The organism is Aquella oligotrophica (assembly GCF_002892535.1).
Taxonomy (GTDB): domain Bacteria; phylum Pseudomonadota; class Gammaproteobacteria; order Burkholderiales; family UBA11063; genus Aquella; species Aquella oligotrophica.
The window spans coordinates 1,759,545-1,784,518 of record NZ_CP024847.1 but is presented as its reverse complement, the minus strand read 5'-3'; the positions used below and the strand labels follow the sequence as shown (position 1 = coordinate 1,784,518).

Annotated in this window: 23 protein-coding genes; 15 read left to right on the top strand and 8 right to left on the bottom strand. The window is 36.7% G+C overall.

Translation table 11 applies throughout. The annotated features are described in order from the left end of the window. Nucleotides 1-20: 20 nt before the first annotated feature. The 5 genes from leuB to CUN60_RS08200 form a co-directional block, all read right to left on the bottom strand. Nucleotides 21-1,106, bottom strand: coding sequence for a 3-isopropylmalate dehydrogenase (gene leuB / locus CUN60_RS08220; protein WP_102951576.1), 1,086 nt, complete (start codon nt 1,104-1,106; stop codon nt 21-23). Next, nucleotides 1,093-1,668 (bottom strand): 3-isopropylmalate dehydratase small subunit, encoded by a 576-nt coding sequence (leuD, locus tag CUN60_RS08215; protein WP_102951575.1) that lies wholly within the window; start codon nt 1,666-1,668, stop codon nt 1,093-1,095. The genes leuB and leuD overlap by 14 nt, the downstream gene beginning before the upstream one ends. Then, on the bottom strand, nt 1,665-3,056 hold the full coding sequence (gene leuC, locus CUN60_RS08210) for a 3-isopropylmalate dehydratase large subunit (protein ID WP_102951574.1): 1,392 nt from the start codon (nt 3,054-3,056) through the stop codon (nt 1,665-1,667). The genes leuD and leuC overlap by 4 nt, the downstream gene beginning before the upstream one ends. A 2-nt stretch (nt 3,057-3,058) precedes the next feature. Next, the gene (locus CUN60_RS08205; protein ID WP_102951573.1) at nt 3,059-3,967 is read right to left on the bottom strand and encodes a branched-chain amino acid transaminase; all 909 of its coding nucleotides are present in this window, start codon (nt 3,965-3,967) and stop codon (nt 3,059-3,061) included. A gap of 179 nt (nt 3,968-4,146) precedes the next feature. After that, a complete protein-coding gene (locus CUN60_RS08200; RefSeq protein ID WP_102951572.1) occupies nt 4,147-4,914 on the bottom strand; it encodes a class I SAM-dependent methyltransferase in 768 nt (255 codons plus the stop codon). 417 nt (nt 4,915-5,331) lie between these two features. On the opposite strand from CUN60_RS08200, the gene CUN60_RS08195 reads away from it, so the two are divergent. The 5 genes from CUN60_RS08195 to CUN60_RS08175 all read left to right on the top strand — a co-directional run bounded on the left by CUN60_RS08195 (nt 5,332) and on the right by CUN60_RS08175 (nt 13,042). Further along, nucleotides 5,332-6,789 (top strand): hypothetical protein, encoded by a 1,458-nt coding sequence (locus CUN60_RS08195; protein WP_102951571.1) that lies wholly within the window; start codon nt 5,332-5,334, stop codon nt 6,787-6,789. 25 nt (nt 6,790-6,814) lie between these two features. Then, entirely contained in the window at nt 6,815-7,216 is a 402-nt protein-coding gene (locus CUN60_RS08190; RefSeq protein WP_102951570.1) for a hypothetical protein, read from the top strand. Between the two features lie 98 nt (nt 7,217-7,314). After that, on the top strand, nt 7,315-8,052 hold the full coding sequence (locus tag CUN60_RS08185) for a helix-turn-helix transcriptional regulator (protein ID WP_102951569.1): 738 nt from the start codon (nt 7,315-7,317) through the stop codon (nt 8,050-8,052). 181 nt (nt 8,053-8,233) lie between these two features. Next, a complete protein-coding gene (locus CUN60_RS08180; RefSeq protein ID WP_102951568.1) occupies nt 8,234-12,079 on the top strand; it encodes an Lcl C-terminal domain-containing protein in 3,846 nt (1,281 codons plus the stop codon). 216 nt (nt 12,080-12,295) lie between these two features. After that, nucleotides 12,296-13,042 (top strand): phosphate/phosphite/phosphonate ABC transporter substrate-binding protein, encoded by a 747-nt coding sequence (locus tag CUN60_RS08175; RefSeq protein ID WP_102951567.1) that lies wholly within the window; start codon nt 12,296-12,298, stop codon nt 13,040-13,042. Nucleotides 13,043-13,057: 15 nt separating this feature from the next. Here the strand turns inward: CUN60_RS08175 and CUN60_RS08170 are convergent, their stop codons facing one another. The 3 genes from CUN60_RS08170 to CUN60_RS13330 are packed head-to-tail and all read right to left on the bottom strand — an operon-like array spanning nt 13,058 to nt 14,656. Then, entirely contained in the window at nt 13,058-13,807 is a 750-nt protein-coding gene (locus tag CUN60_RS08170; protein WP_102951566.1) for a PAS domain-containing protein, read from the bottom strand. Further along, nucleotides 13,782-14,258 carry an aminotransferase class IV gene (locus CUN60_RS13335; RefSeq protein WP_102951565.1) on the bottom strand — a complete coding sequence of 159 codons (477 nt, stop codon included), beginning with the start codon at nt 14,256-14,258 and terminating at the stop codon, nt 13,782-13,784. The genes CUN60_RS08170 and CUN60_RS13335 overlap by 26 nt, the downstream gene beginning before the upstream one ends. A gap of 14 nt (nt 14,259-14,272) precedes the next feature. Next, complete coding sequence (locus CUN60_RS13330) at nt 14,273-14,656, bottom strand: aminotransferase class IV (RefSeq protein ID WP_102951564.1); 384 nt, start codon at nt 14,654-14,656, stop codon at nt 14,273-14,275. Nucleotides 14,657-14,876: 220 nt separating this feature from the next. On the opposite strand from CUN60_RS13330, the gene CUN60_RS08155 reads away from it, so the two are divergent. The 10 genes from CUN60_RS08155 (at nt 14,877) to CUN60_RS08110 (ending at nt 24,962) form a co-directional block, all read left to right on the top strand. Next, a complete protein-coding gene (locus CUN60_RS08155) occupies nt 14,877-15,323 on the top strand; it encodes an Rrf2 family transcriptional regulator (protein ID WP_102951563.1) in 447 nt (148 codons plus the stop codon). Between the two features lie 16 nt (nt 15,324-15,339). Next, on the top strand, nt 15,340-16,581 hold the full coding sequence (locus CUN60_RS08150; RefSeq protein WP_102951562.1) for an IscS subfamily cysteine desulfurase: 1,242 nt from the start codon (nt 15,340-15,342) through the stop codon (nt 16,579-16,581). A gap of 12 nt (nt 16,582-16,593) precedes the next feature. Continuing rightward, the gene (gene iscU, locus CUN60_RS08145; RefSeq protein ID WP_102951561.1) at nt 16,594-16,977 is read left to right on the top strand and encodes a Fe-S cluster assembly scaffold IscU; all 384 of its coding nucleotides are present in this window, start codon (nt 16,594-16,596) and stop codon (nt 16,975-16,977) included. 11 nt (nt 16,978-16,988) lie between these two features. Continuing rightward, the gene (iscA, locus tag CUN60_RS08140) at nt 16,989-17,309 is read left to right on the top strand and encodes an iron-sulfur cluster assembly protein IscA (protein ID WP_222593243.1); all 321 of its coding nucleotides are present in this window, start codon (nt 16,989-16,991) and stop codon (nt 17,307-17,309) included. A gap of 231 nt (nt 17,310-17,540) precedes the next feature. Continuing rightward, nucleotides 17,541-18,065: a Fe-S protein assembly co-chaperone HscB gene (gene hscB / locus CUN60_RS08135; RefSeq protein WP_102951559.1), complete on the top strand. Its 525-nt coding sequence runs from the start codon at nt 17,541-17,543 to the stop codon at nt 18,063-18,065. Between the two features lie 14 nt (nt 18,066-18,079). Next, on the top strand, nt 18,080-19,966 hold the full coding sequence (hscA, locus tag CUN60_RS08130; RefSeq protein ID WP_102951558.1) for a Fe-S protein assembly chaperone HscA: 1,887 nt from the start codon (nt 18,080-18,082) through the stop codon (nt 19,964-19,966). A 2-nt stretch (nt 19,967-19,968) separates the two neighbouring features. Then, nucleotides 19,969-20,844, top strand: a complete 876-nt coding sequence (locus CUN60_RS08125) for a bestrophin family protein (RefSeq protein ID WP_102951557.1) — start codon at nt 19,969-19,971, stop codon at nt 20,842-20,844. Nucleotides 20,845-20,852: 8 nt separating this feature from the next. Then, nucleotides 20,853-22,616: an ABC transporter ATP-binding protein gene (locus tag CUN60_RS08120; RefSeq protein ID WP_102951556.1), complete on the top strand. Its 1,764-nt coding sequence runs from the start codon at nt 20,853-20,855 to the stop codon at nt 22,614-22,616. Next, entirely contained in the window at nt 22,609-23,829 is a 1,221-nt protein-coding gene (locus CUN60_RS08115) for a dicarboxylate/amino acid:cation symporter (RefSeq protein ID WP_158649356.1), read from the top strand. The genes CUN60_RS08120 and CUN60_RS08115 overlap by 8 nt, the downstream gene beginning before the upstream one ends. Nucleotides 23,830-23,990: 161 nt before the next feature. Then, the gene (locus tag CUN60_RS08110) at nt 23,991-24,962 is read left to right on the top strand and encodes a hypothetical protein (RefSeq protein WP_158649355.1); all 972 of its coding nucleotides are present in this window, start codon (nt 23,991-23,993) and stop codon (nt 24,960-24,962) included. The last annotated feature ends 12 nt before the right edge of the window (nt 24,963-24,974 follow it).

Sequence of the window (24,974 nt, the reverse complement as noted above, 5' to 3'; positions counted from 1 at the left end):
CGTCCTTATCTCACATAAAATTAAATATTACAGATTACCTGATCGGTAAATTCTTTAGTCCCGACAATCTTTTCACCTGCTTGTCCGCTGGCTAGATCACCTGTGCGGTAACCTGCAACAATAGCTGCTTTAACTGCATTATTAATCGCGCTAGCTTCTTGATGTAGATTGAATGAATAGGCTAGCATCATTGCTGCCGATAAAATCTGCGCAATTGGATTGGCAATGTTTTTACCCGCAATATCCGGAGCTGAACCACCTGCTGGTTCATACAGTGCAAAGCCAGAATTACTAAAACTTGCCGATGGCATCATACCTAATGAACCGGATAATACCGATAATTCATCGGATAAGATATCACCAAATAGGTTAGACGTAACAATTACATCAAATTGCGCAGGGTTTTTAATAATCTGCATAGCACAGTTATCAACTAGCATATCAGAGTATTCAATCTCTGGATGTTCTTTTGCTACTTCATTAGCAACTTGGCGCCATAATTTTGACATCGCCATAACATTAGCTTTATCCACCGAGACAATTTTTTTACCCCGGGTTTTGGCAACATTAAAGGCATATTGAACGATAGATTTAACCTGATCTTCATCATAGGCACCGCTATCAAAAGCATAACGCTTACCATCTTTTTCGCTTAGCGTATGTTCACCAAAATAAACATCACCAAGTAACTCACGGAAAATAACGATATCCAGACCATTTTTTAATAGTTCAGGTTTTAGCGGCGATAAACTAGCAATTTCTGGGAAAATAGTCATTTTACGCAGGTTAATATTGAAATTAAACGCTTTACGTAAGGCTAAAATTGATTTTGCTTCACAATTTGCCCATTTTGCTTCGTGTTGCAAATGAACTGGGCCTCCAACTGAACCAAAAAGTATTGCATCGTTGTTCTTACAAATATCAATTGTTGCCTGTGGTAGATGATCTTGATATTCATCATAAGCAGCTCCACCAGCCAGTGCGTGAGTGTAGGTAAACTGATGATTAAATTTGTTTGCTACAGTATCCAATACTCGGATCGCTTCAGCCATTACCTCTGGACCAATACCATCTCCAGCTAATACTGCAATATTATGCTTTGCCATGATGTTCCTCATATTTATTTATTTCGCTGGCATGTGACATTAGATAATCTAGATCATCAAGTCCATTAATCAGGCAATGCTTACGGAAACCATCATAGTCGAAATGATAACCTTTACCATTATAGCTAATTGATTGGTTCGGTAAATCAACCGTCATTACTGCTGTTGAGTCTTGTTCTGCAATTGCTAGCATCTCATTAATAACTTCAAGTGGCTGGGTTATCAATAATAAACCATTCTTGGCTGAATTATTAAAAAAGATGTCTGAAAATGAATTACAAATTACTGTTTCGATTCCATATTGTTGGATTGCCCAAACGGCATGTTCGCGAGATGAACCGCAACCAAAGTTTTCTTTAGAAACTAAGATTTTACCAGTATTATATTGTGGTTTATTCAATACAAAATCAGGATACATGCTTCTTAATGCGGAGAAAACATTTTCGCCATAACCTTCTTTACTGACACTTTTTAAGTGTTGTGCAGGAATAATCATGTCCGTGTCAACATTATCAATTGCTAATGGAATAATATGGCTATTTAATGTTGTGAATTTTTTCATGCTAAATGCTCCTGTCCAGCAATCTTGCCTAAAACAGCACTCGCAGCTACCGTTTGTGGTGAAGCTAGGTGAGTAATACTATTTGGACCTTGACGCCCGATAAAATTTCGGTTAGTAGTACTGATACAGCGTTTGCCTTCCGGTACTTTATCCGGATTCATAGCTAGACACATTGAACAACCGGGCATACGGAAATCAGCACCAGCTGCAGCAAATATTTTATCTAAGCCTTCAGCCTGCGCCATTTCCATAACTTGCTCTGATCCTGGTACGATATACATGGTTACATTATTAGCTACTTTGCGTCCATCAAGAATCTTAGCAACGGCACGTAAATCTTCGATCCGACCATTGGTGCAACTACCAACAAAGGCAAAGTCAATTGCAGTACCGATTAATGATTGTCCCGGCTGTAACTGAGTATAGGCATAAGCTTTTTCTAACGTAGCTTTATCACCACCAGCATTTATAGCTGGTGTAGTTTCATTAAGTGCAATTGCATGTTCAGGATTTATACCCCAAGTAATCATTGGTCCAGCACCGCTAATATCAATAGTGATGCTATAGTCGTAATCAGCACCTTCATCACTGGCTAGAGCTAACCATTCCTGTTTAGCTTGTTCCCAGTCTGCACCTTTTGGCGCATATTCACGACCTTCAAGATAGCTTAATGTTGTTGCATCCGGAGCAATTAATCCCGCACGTGCGCCACATTCAATCGACATATTGCAGATTGTCATGCGTGCTTCCATACTAAGTGAACGAATGTATTCACCAACGTATTCAATTACACAGCCTTTACCACCACCGATACCGATTTCAGCAATCAACTTTAAGATCGCATCTTTGGCAGTGAAGTACTGATTTGGCATACCTTTAAATTCAACTTTATAAGTCTTTGGCTTATCTTGTAAAATACAGCTACTTGCCATAGCATGGGTGATTTCTGATGTACCAACCCCAAACGCCAATGCGCCAAATGCGCCATGAGTTGAAGTATGCGAATCGCCACAAATGATAGTTTTACCTGGTAGGGTAAAGCCTAATTCTGGGCCAACGACATGCACAATACCTTGATGGTGACTATCTATATCATAAATAGTTATGCCTGTTTCTTTACAATTAGCACGTAGAGTATCAACCTGTTTGCGAGCAATTTCATCGGCTATCACAATTCGGTTCTTGTCAGTTGGGATACTATGATCAACCGTTGCGATAATGTTATGTTTATTTCTAATCGGAATATTGCGGTTTTTTAATTCGGCAAATGCCTGAGCTGAAGTTACTTCATGCAATAAAATGCGGTCAATGTAAAGCATTTCAGGAAATCCTGCTTTACTATGTACCAGATGCGTGTTCCAAATTTTATTGATAATATTCTGTTTCATTGTTATTTTACCGGAGTTAAATAATGATTATATTTAGGGTTTTGCCCACGACAGATTTTTAGATATTCTGTTTTCAAGTGTTTCGTAATCGGACCTTCTTCGCCGTTACCAATGGTTTTATCATTGATAGTACCTGCGGCACGAACTTCTACTGCGGTTCCGGTAAAGAATACTTCATCAGCAGTATATAATTCTTCTGGTTTGATTTTGGTTTCAACTACTTTATAACCAAGATCTTGTGCTAGACCAATTACGATTTGACGGGTAATCCCGGTCAAAATAGTACCCAATTCAGGCGTGTAAACAACTTTGTCTTTTACCATGAATAGATTATCTGAACTACCTTCAGCTACATAACCTTCATAATCAAGCATGATTAATTCGTTATATTTAGTACCACTGATTTGTAATAACGCCTGTAGGCTATTAACATAGTGTCCACAGATTTTGGCACCAACCGCAGTTGATTGTGGATGTAAACGGATGAAATCACTGATCTTAACATCCAAAGCAACATCTGGCAAATAATCACCCATGTCGTAAGAATATACAATTACCTCAATCGGTGTTTTAGGATCAGGGCGTACGCGCACTTTAGTTGGTGGTAAACCATAATATGCAAGTGGACGGATATAGCAAGATTTCAATTCATTGGCTTTTACAGTTGCAACTACTGCTGCGCAAACTTCTTCACGAGTGTATGGGATTTTCATCGCGATTGGGTCTGCTGAGACAAACATTCTTTCAATGTGCTCTTTAAGTGCCAATACTGCAATTGTTCCATCTGCCTGTTCGTAAGCACGAATCCCCTCAAAAACTCCTGTGCCATAGTGTAAGGCGTGTGACATAACGTGAGTTGTTGCTTGTTCAAACGGTTTTAGGGCTCCATTTTGCCAAATTAAGTTTGCCATTTCAAATTCCTGAATATATAAAATTGGGTTAAGTCGTTGCTACGTCTATACAAATTAGCTTTTATTGCTGCGCTGCCGCAATTGGTTTTGGTAAAACCTTAATTTTAACAGTTTTGATGGTATTCAGTCAAGGCATGAATGTTGTATTTCAATAGCATATAAAGTTATTCTAATTGTTACTAGATATTTCTTTTGCGTACAATCATTCTGAGTCTGACATAATCAGCAACCCAGGCATTGCCATTGAATAATTTTGCTCGTGCATAATTTTCAACATGGCTAAAAAATTCTTCGATTTGTGTTTCGGATAAGCTTTCTAAAATTCCGCCACGAAACATTTTTATCCAATTTCTAAGTCCATTTTCTCCTGATAACGGGGTTGGTCTTTGGTAAAGCTCTGCAAAAGTAACGCTAAAGCCATTTTTTTCAAGTAGTGATGCATATTCGGCGATCGTTGGAAAGTAATTTACCCGAGCCCTGTCTTTAAGCTCAAGTTTACTTGCAGCAGCATTAATAGCATCAATAATAGTTTGGATATTTCCATGTCCACCCATCTCAAAAACAAAGCGTCCATCAGGCTTTAATGCATTATATACGCACTGGATTGGTTTTTCCGGCTCTAACATCCAATGGAGTGCTGCATTGGAAAATACTGCATCATAATCAGTGCCAACTGAAAAATTATGACCATCTTCTACCTGAAAACGTAGCTCTGGATATTTTTTTTGAGCCTCATTTATCATGTTTTCTGAATAATCAATTCCAGTAATGCTTTTACATTGGCTTGCAATTTGATGGGTTAAATCACCTGTACCACAGCCCAGATCAAGGATGTTCTCACCTGCTTGTGGTGCTAGTAGTGGAATTAGAGATTCGCCATGCTTGCTTACAAAGTTATGATTTGTATCGTAAAATTTAGAATTCCAGTTTATATTTTTTTCTTTCATATTAATGCCTTTTAGCAGTTAATTGATATGCATCAACTATTTTATTGGTTTCTTAGATAAATAACAACCGAACTTTTGTGCTGGATTTAAGGTGTGCCTTTTTACAACTAAATTGTGTTTGATTAATACATTGTTATTAAATGATATTTTGTGGATCTTTCAAAAAAGCTTATTTTTGATTGAAGGTTTGATTGTTTTTATCTGAAGTAATGGAATATAATCAAATCTGATTCAAGTGCTTATCACGGTGTAGTTTATATTTTATCTGGTTTGAGGTTTTATTTTTAACTAGATAAATTTTTACAGTAAATCATCGCTCTACGTGCTTGTAATTGCGGCTAATTAATAAATAAAAATAATAAATACAATAAACCTTGTACAATAAAATTTTGGCAGACCTTTAAGTGGATAAATGTTATGAAGAAATTAACCTGTTTGATTCTGGCTTCTTGCTCCAGTATTCTTGCCTATGCTGATGATAGCGAATCAGCCCCACCAGTTGTAAATATTAATTCCCAGTATATTGATCGTTGGGCATATTCACAAGACCCTTACATCGGACTTCCTAGTCTGGTTGGTAAACAGATCGTGAGTGAAAGTCAGATGGCAAATCAAAATATTGCGGAGCGATGGTTTGCTGATGGTACTTGGAATGTCTATTCTGCTGCTACTGCATCCTACAGTGGTTTTGATTCAGCTCAGGGATTCCCCAATGGTAATGGTTATCCCATCTATGCCTATGGTACTAATCTTTTTGGGCAAACTGGTTATGTAGCAGGTTTTTCATTTGGTGGTATGGTTTCGGTGGCCAATCCCATTGGTGCAGGGAATATGAATGGTTATCATGAAAATGGAAACCCATTTGTTCCGGCCAATGCAATTGCTTCAATTCCAGAGGCTTTTGTTGAATATATGTATGGCAATATTGTACAGGTTGATGTTGGTTACATTGGGATAACCAACAGCCCATGGCTTGGTGGTACGTACTATAATAACCAGATTACGCCATTTGCAACTTATCAAGGTGCAATGGTCAATGTTTATCCTGGTGCTGGGTGGTTGTTAACTGCGATTGCGTTTAATGCTGCGCAATTTTCGGGTAATCTGGGCTTTAATAGTCAGACCTTATATAATAAAGGTGTTTATGATGGTTATAGCGGTCTTATTTCAAATGCTAATGTGCATGATGGTAGCTCGGCTGGTACGGTAGCCTTAGGTGCTAATTATATGGGCTGGAATAATAACTATAACCTGCGTTTGTGGGGTTATCAGTTTGAAAACTATGGAACGTTACTTTATGCTGATAATAGTTTGAAGCTGGCAGCAAATAAAAATTTATCGTTTAACTTTGCTGCACAGGGTGGTACTGATAATCAGGTTGGTGGTAATACCAATGCTTTAGTGAATAATGGGTTAGGGCAAATTTCAAGTAATTTTGTCGGAGCTCAGGTTGGTGCTACATTGGATTGGGCTAGCTTAAATGTTTCATTTGATACTATTTGGGGTCCACAATCATCCTATGGAGGTGGTGGAATTGTGTCACCATATACTTATGCGGATGGTTTGGATCCTTTATACGCCGAGGGTTGGATTACCAATATGGTAAATATGGGGATCTCGGGGACAATTTATAAAATTAATCCATCGTTTAGCTTTCTGGATAATAACTTAACAATTTCTCCTGCGTTTACAACATTAGTTACAGGTAATTACCAGTGGACAGGAACTAATGAAGCATTTGCAACAGTTAGCTATTCTTTACCGCAAGTGCGTGGGTTGACCCTCTGGGCATACTATGCTTATCAGTGGGTACCAGTGCAAAATACTATCGGTGATAATTGGGGAACCCAGTTCTTTGTGAGTTATAATTACTAGTTGAAATTATTGAAAAGGACATACAATGAAAAAAATGTTGATAACTTTACTTTTATCAAGTTCTAGTCTATGTTATGCAATGCAGACTGTGAATTTTCAGACGCAATCTTATACCTGTAATGGCAAAAAAATAACTAAAACTACAAGCGAATCTACTCTTCTTGCGAACTGTAAGGGTGCAAAAGTTCGGAATGCTTCAGTGGTTGTGGGTGCTCCACCACAGAAAAATGCTGGTGGCGGTGGTAATGCAGTTGCTTTGCCAAGTCAGGGTGAAGATGACGAGGATGGTGATGACGCTAATATGGAACGGGTAAAATTCTATGCCGATGATGGCACTTATATGAAGTGTTTTTATAAAAACGGTGCTTTATTTAAATGTAAGGCTAAAGTTACTAAACCAGCTGCTTCAGCTTCGAGTAATAGCTAGTTTTAAGTAATGATGTTAAGTATATTAGATTATACACTCTCATAAATGAACAGTGACGAATAGCACATTTGTTACTGTTCATTTGAGTATGCTTATTAATGAATAATAAAAAGTGGTTAGAATACTATATACAATGTTTGCAAGTGGTGAGTGCTGACAAAGCTGTTGCTGTATATAGTTTTGACTTTAAATTCTTGTATGCGAGCGAGCTATATTTAAGGTTAAGCGGTGCGACTACTGAAATAATTGGCAAAAGGTTTCAGGATTCAAGTGCTCCTGGGGTTGAGTTGGCTGGTGAGCTGTATCAAATATCCCAAATAGTTAATGAAACTGGTAAAAAAGCCAAATTTATTTTGGTCTATCCATCACCAATTGATCAAATAAAAAAATGCTTCAGGTTTGAAACTTATAGGGTTTACAATCCTTATAATGGTGAGCCAATTTGTCGAGTTGGTGAAATCTATGAGTTAAATCTGGAAGCGGTTAATCAATTGTTCAACGTAACAAATCTTGTGTCAAATCTTAATTTGAGCGATCTAAGTAATGAATTAAACTCAGTGGAACTAAGCTCTCGAGAGCAGGAAATTTTATTTCTTCTGCTTCTTGGAAAGTCCTATAAAGAGATAGCCTCAATTTTAATGAAAGTACACAAAAAACCATATTCTGCTTCAACTGTTAGCTCTATTACAATGCGTCAGCTGCTGCCAAAATTTTCTGCACATTCTGTTCGAAACATGTTAGCCAAAGTTAGCCAATCCAGAATACTTACAACAATTCCTCCTTCATTGCTATTCATAGAAAATGGCATTCATTTATTGGAGTTTACTGAAGAGTAAGACATAATTATTATGCTTTACTTTTTTAATTTAGTTTATTAGAATTCCAAATATTTTTCTGCTTGAATTTATGCAATCTTTATGCACAGCTAGGGAAATTATTTTTATTTGAGAAAACTGCCAGTCTGACTATAGAAACAAAAGTTGGCTATTAAATTATAGAAAGTAGAAATAATCGCTAATGAAAATCAATAGAATAACCGTTATTTCTATAACATTATTGACTAGTGGCTTAATATTAAGTAGTGGATGCAGCAATAGTGGAGGTAATACAGATTCTGGAGGTGGCAAGAATAATGGTGATATAAGTAAGCTACAGATTACCTCACCGAAGATAATCTATAGTCACACAGGTACTCCTGGTTCTGGTTATGTAGTCATTAATAATTCTGGTTCACAAGTAGTACAAAATATCAGCTATCATTTGACTAATTTTGTCGGTAGTGGCAAAAATGTTGCTATAGATGAAAATAGCGCAGCTAACTGTGCAATTATAGCTGGCTATAGCCAATGTAATATAAAGCTAATTGTTGAGTCAGGTGCTGTTGCAGGGAGTTTTGGCTTTAATGTGAGTAATGATACTAGTTTATCCACCCAATTAACTAAAGGATCGAAAGCCAGTAGTTCTGTAACACAGGTAATCGGCATTGAACAATCATTTTATAATAATCTAAGCGGGGCAGATGGAGTAAGCTTGAGTTATTACCAGACGGTAATTAATGGCACTTCTTTTGTACTGGTAAGTGGACTAGTTGCATCTGCAAATGCAGGAAATTTCAATGATATTGTGCTGGTAGATGGAAATGGTAATATGATACCAAACCAGCAATTAATTAGTGAGGTAAGTAATTATACCCAAGGATCAACATTTAGTATTCTATTACCTATCCCTTTGGGAAGTAATCTAAGTCAGACAATAAAGGTACAGACAAGGCAAATTGCATCAGATGGTAGTATAACGATAATATCGACAGCAAAAAGTAGTGGTACTCTGACCACTGCGAGTAATATAGGAATAGCTGATATATTACCAGCGGCAGTATATCTGACGAAAATAGGTACGGAACAATATATTACATTTAGTAATACAGGAGATGCAATCGCGCAGCTTCAGAAATTAGCCGTAAATAATCCGAATATTGAAGTAGTTTTTGACCCGGTGAGTTTGGCTTCAGGAGCAACCGCAACTGCAGTTTTAAAATTGAAAGATTCATCAGGGTCAATAAGTGCTGGAAGTATGGAATTGACATATAATAATGCGCAAAGTGAGGCTAGTACAATTGGAGTAGTCACGCAAAATATAAACCCAAGTCCAACGCCTACACCAAGTCCAAGTCCAAGTCCAAGTCCAAGTCCAAGTCCAAGTCCAAGTCCAAGTCCAAGTCCAAGTCCAAGTCCAAGTCCAAGTCCAAGTCCAAGTCCAAGTCCAAGTCCAAGTCCAAGTCCAAGTCCAAGTCCAAGTCCAAGTCCAGCGCTGGCAGGGTTGACTGCGGTAGTTAGTCCAAATACGTTTTATACAACAACGGCAGTGGGCACAACAAGCCAGCAAATGACTATAACTAATATTGGGAATACAGACGAAAATAATATGGTAATTACATTACCAGACGATTTTACTATAGCTAGTGGGAGCAATCCTAGTACCTCTTGTAATGTTACTCGAGGGGCTAGTCCTGCAACTATCAGTGACAATTTAGCTGCAAATGGTGGTAGTTGTAATGTAACGGTTATTTATACCAATAGTGATATTGTAAATCCAGCTCAAACAGGAACGATTAGTGTTGAATATAAATATGATAATGGTACACCAGCACCAACACCTGCAACAGCAACAGTTAGTTATCGAGTAACTCAGGCAACTGCTAATTTAAGCTTATCGCCAAATACAAGCCAAACTTATAGTTCAATCATAAGCAATAATAGTTCGGTAAGCACACCAATTCAATATACCCTTACTAATAGTGGAGATGAAACAGCAACTAATTTGGTCTTTAATTTTGCGGGTACTGATGGCAACTTGTTTCATGTTATATCTGGAGGAACATGCAATTCTGGCGGTAGTCTTTCTAGTGTAAGTGGTAATAATAGTTGTAGCATTGATACTCAGTTTGGACCAGCACCTAATGGTAGCGCGGGTAGCAAGTCAGGAACTTTTAACGTAGGTTATGTAGGATATGTCGGAGCTGCAGCAACAACTACAGCTAATGTCGGTTTGAACGGAACGGTGACGGCAGCACCGTCCGCAAGCTTTAATTTACAGTCAACTGGAGTTAATTTCCTTTCAGGTACTGGAGGCTTAGGAAATCCATATCAGGGCTATACAAGTAATGCCTACACGATTAATGCGGTTTATACTAATACGACTAATGTAGTTGCAAATAATTTTACAACATCTAACTTTACAACTGCTAATGGCTTTAGCCTTACTACCCATGGTTGTGATGGTAATCAGGGTGCTATGCTACAGAATGCAAGCTGTACTGATATATATACTCTAAATGATTCAACTACTGGCGCACATAATTTAGATTTAGCTAATGTAACAGCAAGTTGGACTGATAGTAGTGGTAGCTATACTAATCAGACCATTTCGGGTGCTGGAACTGTTTATACTAATCTAGTAACGCAGCCAACGATAACAGTCACAACACCAGGCTTTACTAATGGTGGCGCAGTAATTCAGGGAGGAAGCTTCAATATATTGGCAACACTTCAAGGCGATGAGGTAGCAACTCAAACTCTAACGATTACCAATAGCGCTGCATTAAATGCTCTGGGAATTATCATTACACAAACCCCGGTCTCATGCACGCTGCAAACTCAAAATCAGCCATATAACACAAGTTGTACTTTTAATTTAACCATGGGGTGGAATATTACACCTGCTAATAATTATAGCGTAGATATTGCCAATAGTGGCAGTATCACTCCAAGCCAAACCAATATTCCTTTTTCGGTTATTGCCCCAGCTGTATTTTTGGCTAAAACAGGTGAAACCGGGACAACTCCATCTGGGTGTAATATTGCTGGATCTGATTGTGTTTTACAAGAGGGCTTGGCTTGGTCAGGTAGCCCTAGATTTGTACAGGGAAGTGGCGCAGAAGCCGATTGTATTATTGATAATTTAACTGGTTTAATGTGGCAAAAATCATCTGACAACACTTCTAGGACTTGGTCAGCCGCATTAACTTATGTGGATGGTTTAAGTTTATGTGGGCATAGTGATTGGCGCTTACCAAATATTAACGAACTAAATAGTTTGGTTAATTATGGACAGGCAAATCAGAAAACTTGGCTTGAAAATCAAGGGTTTAGTGGTTTAGTAGATAATATCTCAGTATATTGGAGTTCATCAACGGCACAACCTAATGGTACTACAGCATTATGTGTATCATTTAATAAAGGTAATATCGGAACAGTAGTTAAGACATCTGGGGTAAATTATACACTTGCAGTTAGAGGTAATCCTTCTACGACGACGACTCCCCAAACTACTGCGCTTATTGCACAGACCGGGGAAACAGCAACCATGAATGGATATAGCGTTCCTGCTGGAGGTGATGGAAATCCTGCTGTTGGCGTTACTTGGCCAAGTCCGCGATTTGTGGTCGGTAACGGTACTGAGGCCAATTGTATTACTGATAAATTAACTGGTCTGATGTGGGCAAAAGATGCTAATTTATTTGGCGATTTGGATTGGAATTCAGCATTAACAGAAATTTCAAACATTAATGCATCATCATCTGATCCTAATTATAATCTATGTGGGCATACGGACTGGCGGTTGCCAAATGTTAATGAGTTAAGGAGTTTGATCAATTATGGCATTATTGATCAAGGTCAAACAAATTGGTTGATTGCTCAAGGATTCACCAATCCTCAGGAAAATTATTATTGGACATCATCTGTGGATGCTTTTAGCTATACATCTAATGCTTGGCAAGTTAGTTTCTTTCTTCCTCTTATTACACGAGTTGATGATATTGGAGGGTACTATCCAATTTGGCCTGTGCGTAGTGGGCAATAATCATTGCCTAAATAACCTAGTATCATGACTAAGAACGCAAGGGTTAAACTTGAGGCCAGTACAAAAGAGTTTTGCTTTTGGAATAGGTTGTGTATTAATGGTAAAATTTAGGATATATTCCATTGCTTTGTTTTCCTAAGCCAATTTAGGTTGGAATGCCTAAGTACAAATGGATTCTCTGATAAATAAAGCGAATATTTTAGGGAGTTATATATCATGAATGAACAAATTATTTTTGCTCTTGACGAATTTCTTGATTTTCCTATACATGAACCTACCTGGCTAAATTTCTTTCGTAAGCATAATATAGTAATTAAAAACTACGATGATATGGGCTTATTAACCAACCATCTTAAAGAAAAAGATATTGGAATATCATATCTGCCAGTTGCCAATTATTATCATTTGAAGGATGATCCTCGTTATGTTCCCATTGCTAGTGCTTTGACGGGTAAATCCGGAAGTGCAGCAATGGATGTTGTGCTTGTTGTAAAAAAAGATAGCCCGTATAATAAATTGGCAGATTTGCAAAATCTTGATATTGGTTATATCCACCCCTATTGTACTACTAGTTATTTTGGATTAATCTTATTGCTTCAAAGAAATGGATTTTCGATTAATAATTTTTTTAATAACATTGTTGAAGTTGGTGCTTGGCAAAAACAAATTGATGCAGTTGTAGCAGGGGAGGTTGCTGCAACAGTGGTTTACAGAGATGTTTGGTTGAAAAATGTAGATAATGCGCAAAATACTCGGGTAATTGATGAGTTAGATGGGTTGCCTACACCATTAATTATAGTACATAAGAGTCTAGCTAAAGAAATCGTTATTGAGTTCTTTGAATTATTGAATAATCACAAAATGAATGGCATCAGTCTATTTAATGGTTTTATACCCTATGACCGTAACCGAGTTGAAAATATTTTTAGCTCAATTGATAAACAACTTGTACTTGAAAAATAATTTGCTTAAAATTGTTTAAAAGGTGTGAATGATTTTTAATGGGGTTGATGTGCTGGTAAGGACATCTGATGGTATTAATTTATCGTAGCCAAGCTCTTCAAGTTTTTGATAAAGAGCTACCCGACTAGCTACATTAAATTTTATATAAAGCTGGTCATTAAATAGGCTGTCAATCGTACTTTTGCTGATTTTTTTGCCTTCAATTTTAAAAATAATATCAGCAATTTCTTGGCTGGTAAGCTGGTTCATGAAAAAAAATACTACCTGCCGTTCACGTCTAGTTAAAAATGGTAGAAGTTCTCTATTTTCATTATGTTTTTTGTTGAAATTTAAATATGAGCGGATAATTTCGTGGTTTAGATTTAGTGCGCTTATTTCTAGTCCTTGCAATAATATTCCAATTACATTACCTGTTGATTTATTTATTAATGGAGACTTTATACATACGTATGGCTTCAGATTCCCATTGATGCGGTTTATTTTTAGAAATCTGACAGGCTTACGCCCTGCCATGACAGAATTATCTTCATCTAAAATTATTGATTCAATGTCAGCTGCATCATATAATATCGAATAGGTAGCTTTTCCCAGAATTGCACTTGCTTCAATACCAAGAAAATCGGCATAACTTTTTGAGTAATATATCATTTCTGACTGGTGATTTTTTACTCCATACATTTGGTGTGGTGATGTGGTTGCAATTATTTCCAAGGCAGAAATAATTTGTTCTAGAGCATCTTTATCGGTTAGCTGTGTTTGTTTCATGATTAGTTACGTTTAAAAATTGCTGATAGCTTTCAATAAGCTTTTTCGTCATAGAACCACATTTACCTGTGCCGACGATTGTTTCATTTATTTTGGTTAATGGTCTTATTAGTAAAGTAGTGCTTGTTGCAAATACTTCTTTTGCTGCAATTAGTTCATCTGGTGAGAATGGTTGTTCAATTACGGTAATTCCTGCTATTTTTGCTAACTCGATAACTCTTTTCCTTGTTATTCCAGCAAGAACATGATTATCAAGGTTCTTGGTGATTAAATTATCATTATTGTCGACTATAAATAAGTTTGAAAAAGAGCATTCAGTAACGATGTTATTCCGAACTAAAATTGCTTCCGAATAACCAAAGTCAACTGCTTTTTGTTTGCTTAGAGAACTGGCGAGCAGACTAATTGACTTAATATCACAGCGCTGCCAACGGATGTCTTCAAGAGTCATGGCTGAATAGCCATTTAGTAGCTCGTCGGTGTAGTTACGATTAAGGGTGAAACCGTCATGATTAATGTTGGATTAATCCCTTTAGGAATTAGCTGATTTCTATTACTAACACCTCTGGTTACCTGAATATATAGCGAGGCATTTTCCAGATTATTTTGTTGGCATAAATTCATCATTATATTGGTAAGCTGTTCGTGGGTATAGGGTAGTTTAATGTTAATTTCATTTAGCGAACGAAACAGTCGATCAAGATGCCATTCATTATCTATCAGTTGATTTTTGTACAAAAGAATTACTTCATATACTCCATCGGCAAATTGTATCCCACGATCTTCGATATGGACATATGCCTCCGAGTGATCAATGAAGTTTCCGTTTAAAAAGCTGATGCGTTTCATGTTTCTGACCTATCTATGTGACTAGCACTTATTTTACTACTGTTTGCGATGTTATAACTATACTTTTTGAAAAGTTGACTAAAATTGTCGGATATTGTATAATAATGGGTATGCTGATTAGCTTAAAATATAGCTAAAATAAATAATGTTATATACTTGACAAAGTTAGTGGGTTAATGTAAAATCCGTGCCAATAATTTTTTATAGGTTTATTACGGTTATGAAGCTGACTACAAAAGGTAAGTTTGCAGTTACTGCGTTATTGGATATAGCCATTTACAGTGAAAGTAATTCACGACCTATTACGCTATACAATATTAGTGAGAGACAAAATATTTCTCTTTCTTATTTGGAGCAGTTGTTTGTTAAACTGCGTAAAAACCAGGTAGTAAAAAGCTATAAAGGTCCAGGTGGCGGTTATATGCTTAATCGAAATTTGGATGAAATAAACATATCTCAAATAATTCGAGCGGTTGATGAAGATATGGATGCTAGAACCTGTCGTGGTGATAAAAATTGTAAAGATAACCGCAAATGTCTTACTCATGATTTATGGGCTGGGTTAACCTCTGAATTATATAGTTACTTAGATAAAATTACCTTAAAAGATCTAATTCAAAAAGCAGACGCCAATGAGCCTGCAAAAATTATGTTTTGTCCAAATTAACAAGGAATTACGTTGAATGAAAATTAAATTGCCAATCTATCTGGATAATTCGGCAACTACTAAAATTGATCCTCGGGTACTGGCTAAAATGTTGCCATACTTGACAGATGATTTCGGGAATCCGGCATCGCGTTCGCATTCGTTTGGCTGGACGGCTGAGGCTGCGGTTGAAAATGCACGGCAGCAAGTTGCTGATACCGTTGGCTGTGATAGTAAGGAAATTATCTGGACATCTGGTGCTACTGAGTCAATTAATTTGGCACTTAAGGGTGCAGCTGAATTTTATCAGGAAAAGGGTAAGCATCTGATCACGGTTAAGACTGAACATAAGGCTACTCTTGACACTATGCGTGAATTAGAGCGGGTTGGTTTTGAAGTAACTTATCTATCTCCTGAAACAAATGGTTTGATTGATATTGCCAAATTTGCTGCCGCAATTAGACCTGATACTATAATTGCTTCAGTTATGTTTGTTAATAATGAAATTGGTGTAATTCAGGATATTTCGGCAATCGGTCAATTATGCCGCGAAAAAGGTATTATTTTTCATGTTGATGCTGCTCAAGCGGTGGGTAAGGTTGACTTTAGTCTTACTGATCTTAATGTTGATCTGATGAGTTTTTCGGCACATAAGGTCTATGGGCCAAAAGGTGTTGGTGCACTTTATGTAAGACGTAAACCAAGAGTTCGTTTGTTACCTCTTATTCATGGTGGCGGACATGAGCGTGGATTTAGATCAGGTACTTTGCCAGCGCATCAGATAGTTGGTATGGGTGAAGCTTTTGCGATTGCTAAAGCTGAAATGGCTGTGGAATTACCAAAACTAAAGTATTTACAGAATAAATTATTAACTGGACTACAAGCAATCCCAGAAATATATGTTAATGGTGATCTTGAGCATCGCGTGCCACAGAATTTGAATGTTAGCTTCAATTTTGTAGAAGGTGAGTCATTAATGATGGCAATTAAAGATATTGCAGTATCGAGTGGTTCAGCATGTACTTCTGCGTCTCTTGAGCCTTCATATGTGCTTCGGGCAATTGGACGGAATGATGAATTGGCACACAGTTCAATTCGTTTCAGTATTGGCAGGTTTAATACTGAAGAAGAAATAGATTATACAATTAAACTATTGCAGGAAAAAGTAGCAAAACTGCGTGAACTTTCGCCATTATGGGAAATGTTTCAAGATGGTATTGATGTGGAAAATTTCCAATGGGATTCACACGATACCCAACGCGACGTAATTTTGCATTAAAAGGAATTTAAAATGTCTTATTCAAACAAAGTAATTGATCATTATGAAAATCCACGCAATGTTGGAGCACTTGATAAAAATGATCCACATGTAGGTACTGGTATGGTTGGTGCACCCTCTTGTGGTGACGTTATGAAACTACAGATTAAAGTTGGTGACAACGGTGTTATTGAGGATGCTAAATTTAAAACTTATGGTTGTGGTTCGGCAATTGCTTCTTCATCTTTAGTAACTGAATGGTTAAAAGGTAAGTCTCTAGATGAAGCTAAAACCATCAAAAATAGTCAAATAGCCGACGAATTAGAATTACCACCAGTAAAAATACATTGTTCTGTTTTGGCGGAAGATGCAATAAAAGCTGCAATTGCAGACTATCAGGCTAAGCATGGTAAATAGGTGAATAAATAATGATTAGTGCAACTGAAGCGGCAGCAAGTCGGGTACAGGCGTTCTTATCTAAGCGTGGCAAAGGAATTGGCTTACGTCTTGGTGTGAAAACTACTGGTTGTTCTGGACTGGCTTATAAGCTTGAATTTGTCGATAGCTCAAATTCAGATGATGAAATGTTTGAGTCAAATGGTATAAAAATATTTGTTGACCAGAAAAGTCTCAAGTATCTTGACGGAACTGTCCTTGATTACACCAAGGAAGGATTGCAGGAAGGATTTAAGTTTACAAATCCAAATGTAAAAGATGAATGTGGTTGTGGAGAGAGCTTCACGGTATAATACCAAATAAAGTAAAAGCCCCTTAATGGGGCTTTTACTTTATTTATCCCTTATAATATTAGAGCCCTTTCATAACCAATTATTTTGCTCTTAGACTAGGAGTAAAGGCTTTGAGAAACGGAATGTACATGTAAGTACATGAGTATCGCAAAAGACTTTATGACAACGAATAAGAGTTAAAGAAGCAGGTTAAGAAAGAGGTCTATTATAAAAATTAAGAATAAATGGAATATGGATAAACTGTTAAAGTTAAATTTTTTTGAATTATTTAGTATTGAGCCGATATTTAATATTAATCTGGAACAAATCCAAAATAATATGCGTGAATTGCAAAAGCAATATCATCCGGATAAGTACTCTAATCAAGCTATAGAGGTAGCAAATCAGTCATTAATACTTTCTAGTTATATAAATGAAGCATATAGAACTCTCGCTAGTCCATTATTGAGAGCGCTATATCTGTTAAAATTACGGGGTGTGGAAATAGATCTGGTACATGAAACCAAATTTAGCCATGCTTTTTTGCTAGAGCAGATTGAGGTTCGCGAAGCTATTGATGAGGCTAGAGACAATCAAGACTTTGATCAGCTCTTGGCAATTGAAAATAAATTGCAAGCTAAAGAACAAAAATTGGTTCAACAGGTAGATGAGTTATTTACTAATGATAAACTTGAGTTAATTATTGAGCCGATTAAACAATTATCATTTTATGTGAAATTGCAGCAATTAGTTGCAAGTAGTATTGCAGAAATCTAAATGAGTAGGAAAATATGGCGTTGTTACAAATTGCAGAACCAGAAATGTCTGGAGTTCCGCATCAGAGAAATATTGCAATTGGAATCGATCTAGGAACGACTAATTCGCTAGTAGCCACTGTTAAAAGTGGTGAAGCGGTAGTGTTATCTGATCAGGATGGAAAAAATTTAATCCCCTCGGTAGTAAATTACGGTGAGGATACAATTCTGGTTGGTCGTGCGGCACAGAAGCTAAGAGTCACTGATCCAGCAAATACGATAGTCTCGGTAAAAAGATTTATGGGTAGAAGCTTTGCTGATCTGGATCCGGAAATTACCTATCCGTATAAATTTGTAAAGCAGGCAAGTCATATCCAGATTAATACCCGACAGGGAATTAAAGATTCGGTACAGGTATCTGCTGATATATTAAAAAGTCTAAAAGCACTAGCAACAGAATCTTTGGGTGAGGAGGCAGTTGGGGCAGTAATTACCGTTCCTGCTTATTTTGATGATGCCCAACGTAGCGCAACCAAGCATGCAGCTGAACTAGCTGGATTAAATGTTTTAAGGTTGTTAAACGAACCAACTGCGGCAGCGATAGCTTATGGTCTTGATAGTAAACAGGAAGGTATCTTCTTGGTTTATGATTTGGGCGGTGGTACTTTTGATGTTTCAATCTTACGCCTAAATAAAGGAGTATTTGAGGTACTTGCCGTTAGTGGTGATACCCATTTGGGTGGAGATGATTTTGATCATCGTCTATTTTGCTATATATTACAAAAATCAAATTTATCACAGCTAAGTGATGAAGATACCGCCTTATTATTAGTAAAATCTAGAGAAGTCAAGGAACAATTTTCAATAAAAGAGAAAGTCGCCTTGAATGTGGTGCTTTCAAGTAAGAAAATTGTAAATATTTCAATCACTCGCGTAGAGTTTGAAGGAATTGTGCATAATCTTGTGCAAAAAACCATGTTGCCAGTAAAAAAGGCATTACGTGATGCAAAATTAAGCAAAGATGATATCAATGAAATCATAATGGTAGGTGGCTCAACTAGGTTGTTACCAATTCGTCAAGCTGTTCGAGAGTTTTTTGTTAAAGAACCACTTACTTCGATTAATCCGGATGAGGTTGTAGCGATTGGCGCTAGTATTCAGGCGAATGTTTTAGTTGGAAATACCAAAGATGACTGGCTTCTTCTGGATGTAACGCCATTATCTCTTGGTGTTGAAACTATGGGGGAACTTACCGAAAAAATCATTCCGCGTAATTCTCCAATTCCAGTGGCTAGGGCACAGGAATTTACTACGTATAAAGATGGACAAACGGCAATGACTATCCATGTTGTGCAAGGTGAACGTGAAATGGTTGCCGATTGTCGTTCACTTGCTAGGTTTACGCTGCGTGGAATCCCATCAATGGTTGCTGGGCAGCCAAGGATCAGGATTACTTATCAGATTGATGCAGACGGGCTATTAACTGTAAGTGCCAAAGAAATGAGTACTGGGATTATTAGTCAGATTGAGGTAAAACCGAGTTATGGTTTATCTGGTGATGAAATTCAATCTATGTTAGCAGAATCAATTGATAATGCTGATAAAGACATGCAAATGCGGTTTTATCAGGAAGCTGTTGTAGATGCTAAAGCATTGATTGATTCTATAGAAAAAGCAATTATTCAAGATTCTGATTTGCTTTTAGATGGTGAAATGGATAAAATCAGTCATGTGAGTATGCAACTAAAAGTTAAAATTGCTCGGATAGTAGATGATTATACAGAAGCTACTAGTCAGATTAAAAATTTAACTAATCAATTAAATGATGTGAGTAACGATTTTGCGAGTCGAAGAATGAATCAGGCGATTAGTGCTAGTCTGAAAGGAAAAAATGTGAGTGAAGTATTGACGGAGAATAAATAACGATGCCAATTAAAATCTATGATCCAAAAGCATGGGTACATTTTTTATTTAATTTTCATCAGGAAAATGTATTTAGACGTCTAAGACCAATTGTAATACTAATGATTATTTACGCCTCATTAGTTAGTGCTGCCGAGTACTTTTTGCATGATTATTATAGCATTATTAATGATTTTGCTTATCTTGGACAGTTTCATTTACTATTTAATTTTGTCCTTTCAATCATGATTGCTTTTCGGGTGAATACTGCTTATGCTCGTTGGTGGGAAGGGCGTGGGTTGTGGGGGCAATTAACCAATAATGCACGTAATTTGGCACTAAGATTTGATGCTTTTTTTGGTTTAAATAATTACCCTGAATTTAAGGAGTATCTGGCAAGATTTCCTGAATTATTAAAATGCCACTTACGCCGTGAAACCGATAAATGCATGGAAATAATGACTGAACTTGGAGTAACACATAGTCAACAAGATCATTTACCAAATATTCTTTTGCGGGAAATGAATCGGGTTATCAGTAAATGTCGTCAGGAGGGAAAAATTCAGCTTGAAGAGTTTTTAGTATTAAGTGAAAACTTGGGGGCTTTTACCGATGTTTTGGGAGCTTGTGAGAAGATTCTTAATACGCCAGTTCCGCTACCGTTTAATGTGTTAATCAAGCAGGCATTATTTTTCTACATGTTGATATTCCCATTTGGTTGGGCTGGTACATTTGGTTTTTTTGTTATTCCGATGATTATCGTAATGATTTATGTACTTTGGGGGCTTGAAGCAGTTGCAGATGAGCTTGAAAACCCATTTGCTTATGATGATAATGATTTGCCACTTGACAATATTTCGATGAATATTGCCAATAATGTTAGAAATATTGCGGGATAAACCTAAGAATGCACCCTTTATTAAAACTTTTTCGTTATAGTGGTAAATATCGGAAAGATATTATTATTGCTTCGTTCTATTCGCTATTAAATAAATCTTTTGATATTCTTCCTGAGGTTTTAATTGGGGTTGCGGTTGATGTGATTGTTAAACGCCAAGACTCCTTATTAGCTAAAATTGGTATTCACGATGTAAAATGGCAGATAGTGATACTTGGTTTATTTACTGGTCTTACTTGGGTGTTGGAGTCATTATTTCAATATTTGTATTCATTAAAGTGGTGTTATCTGGCACAACATTTACAACATGATATGCGTCTTGATGCCTATTCACATGTGCAAAAGCTAGAGCTTGAATATTTTGAAAATCAGGCGACAGGTAATTTGATGGCGATTCTTAATGATGATATTAATCAACTAGAGCGATTTATCAATGATGGTATTAATCAGATTCTACAGATAATATCTTCAACTATAATCATCAGTATCATATTTTTTATGATATCGGCAGAAGTTGCTATACTTAGCTTTTTACCAATGCCATTAATTGTAATCGGTGTTTTCTATTTCCGCAAAAAACTTGCTCCACGCTATTTAAGTGTGCGTAATTCGGCAGGTGAGTTAAATAGTAAATTAAATACCAATTTATCTGGTTTACCGATAATTAAGGCATTTGTTACCGAAATTCATGAATTAATTCAGATAACGAAACTTAGCCAGAAATATGCTGATGCGAATAAAAAAGCTATCATTATGTCAGCGGCAGTAACTCCGGTAATTCGGATGGCGGTTATGCTTGGCTTTCTGGGTGCTCTAATTTATGGTGGATTACTGACGATTGATGGAAAAATAGAAGTTGCATCATATAGTATTCTGATATTTTTATCGCAACGGTTGTTGTGGCCACTTACCTATTTGGCGCAAGTAACCGATATGTATCAGCGTTCAATGGCAGCAATTAATCGTGTAATGGGCTTATTAAATGCACCGATACATATTGTTTCCGGACCGAATCAACTTATGCTGCCCTGTCGTGGGGAGATTGAATTTAATAAGGTTGATTTTGCCTATCATGAGCGGGACAAGCTTTTTAGTGATTTATCGTTTAATGTTACAAGTGGTGAGACGATTGCTTTTGTTGGTAGTACTGGCTCAGGTAAATCTACCATAGTTAAGCTACTACTACGTTTTTATAGCTATAATTCCGGTCAGATTTTGATTGATAATCAGGAAATAACTTCATTACAGCTAGCCGAATTACGCCAGCAGATTGGTCTAGTTAGTCAGGATACCTTTTTGATTGATGGAACTATTGCTGATAATATCGCCTACGGTACATTTGAGGCTAAGCATGAGGAAATTATCCGGGTTGCCAAATTAGCTGAAGCCGATGGTTTTATCAGTCAGTTGCCAGAAGGCTATAATACCTTAGTTGGTGAACGTGGACAGAAGCTTTCAGGTGGACAGCGCCAGCGGATTGCACTTGCTCGCGCAATAATCAAGAACCCGGCAATATTGATTCTTGATGAGGCTACTTCAGCGCTTGACAATCAAACTGAGGATCTTATCCAAAAGGCGATGGAGCACGTTGCCAAAGACCGAACAACAATAGTTATTGCTCATCGTTTGTCAACAATTGTCAATGCAGATAAAATTCATGTACTTGAACATGGCAGAATAATTGAATCAGGAACTCATGAAGAGTTAATTGGATTAAATGGTCATTATGCTAACTTATGGAATCTGCAACTAAAGGAGCCTGATTGTGCTTAAATTATATCGAAGTCACCAGGGCAAAATAATCCTTGTTGCTGTTATCTTAGCTTTTGTGCTGGGAATCATTGAGCCAAAAATGTTTAGTCATTTGCAATTTATTAGTGATTCCTTCATAAATCTTCTTAAATTATGTGCATTACCGATAGTATTAACTTCCTTGATTGTTACTATCGGGCATCTAGATCAGTTACACGATCTAAAGCAAGTCGCCCGTAATTCGGTAATATATATTTTGATAACTGAAATAATCGCCGTTACTATTGGGATGAGCCTATTTAATCTGGTTCATATCGGTGGCAATGTAAGTGCTAGTGGTTTACTAAGCGGTGCTAAATATACCGACTCAACCTCAACGGCAATCGATCCAACGCATATTTTTAATTATCTATTTTCTTCAAATATCTTTAAATCGCTAGCAAATTTTGATGTATTACCAATAGTTGTATTCTCAATACTTTTTGGTTTAACCTGTGCCTTGCATCGGGAAAAAGCTAGACCCGTCTTGGAAGTGATGCAAAGCACCCGCGAATTATTTCTTGCTTTACTAAATGGGGTAATGTATATTGCACCGCTGGCAATTTTTGTAATGATTGGTACTTCAGTTGCCGATAGTTATTTAAGTGGGGCATTATCTGCGAATTTGGTAGCATTGCTGCAATTTGTCGGTTTATTTTTCTGTGGCTTATTTTTACATTTTCTTTGGCAAGTAATTCTGGTAGTTACATTATATAAAAACTTAAATGTAAAAATACTTCTTGAAGAAGGAGTTCCCATCTTTACTACTGCATTTGTTTCTTCGAGTTCATTAGCAACATTACCGATTGCGTTAGAGAAGGCGGTTAAACTTGGTGGTAAACCCAAAGTAGTTAATTTTATGTTGCCTATTTGTGCTTCGATGAATTTTGCTTCCGGTATGATGTATGAAATGGCAGCCTGTTTATTTTTTATGCATATTTTGGGTATCCACCCGGATTTTATCCAACAAGTTTTACTTGCTGTAGCTTGTATCCTCACTGGTATTGCCGTGGGTGGAATACCTGAAACTAGTATGGTAAGTTTTGTTACAGTTTTTGGGATGGCAAATATTCCATTATCCGCAATTGCAATTTTAATGCCACTTGATCGGGTTGTTGATAGGATTCGCACAATGGTAAATATATTCGGTAATACTTGCGGTACAATGATAGTAAGTAAAACCATCAAAGACTGACGGTTAAAAATATGCTAAAACGTTTAAAAAATCTTCTTAACACCAAGGTTAGGCTTAGAGATCTTCCATATCTTCAACGGTTTAAGATTTATCGTTCTTTGTTGCTGGTTAACTTACTCTTAATCGCTATCATTTCTGTGTTTAGCATAAAAGTGCATGGAATGATCAGTACTCAAAAGGACTTGCTTGATTCTCAGCTATTTGTCGAGAGTGATGCTTTTCAGAATGTTAGTAGCTTTAAACAAAAGTATGATCATCATATTGATACGAGTCTATTTATTATTACCACTCACCTTATTGATGTAAAAGCGGAAGTGATGCCAATTAGTTTTGCTCTAACCATGACTTATCCTGAAAGTTGGGTTAGTAGTGAGGTACCAGAAATTGATCTGAGTAATGGTGATATTTTAAGCCATGATACACAATATAGAAATGTTGTAAATGGAATAGTTGAAGAGATAGTAATTTATCAAGCAGAGTTGTATCCATCATATAATTCAATCTTATACCCATTAGATAATCAGTTAGTTTATCTAAATCTAAGTATGAAGAAAGCTAATGAGTCTGGATCTAATTTGGCATATCTGGAAATTAATAAACTCCATTATTATGATCAAACTAAGCATAGAAATTATCATTTAATCGAGAGCGGTATTCATAATCAGGTTCAGCAATATAATGTTGAAATTGGCAAGCAAACTAAACAATTTTATGATCTGTTTAATGTTGCATATTTTAAATATTCACACAAAAATATTTATTCATATTTGAAAATTATTCAATATATTATTCTATCTATCTTAATTGCGACATTTGCTTTACTGATTAACCCTAAGGTGGGTACTGCGATTAGCGGGCGAATTTCAGTTATTGGTAGTTCAGTTTTCTCGCTCTCAGCTAATATATTTCAAGTAAATACCCTTATCCGTGCGGGAAGTGGGATTACTCTTATCGATATAATGACTGCGTTTGCAGGCTTCATGATTTTATTATGTTTCCTGATTACAACTAGGACGATAAAGCTTAATGATGAGTTTGGGCACGATGCATCCAAAGTTTATGATCTAATAATGTTCCGGGTGTTGATTTTTTATACCGTGATATTTTTTATAATTACCTATATTCAGGTTTAGTAATCTTTAATA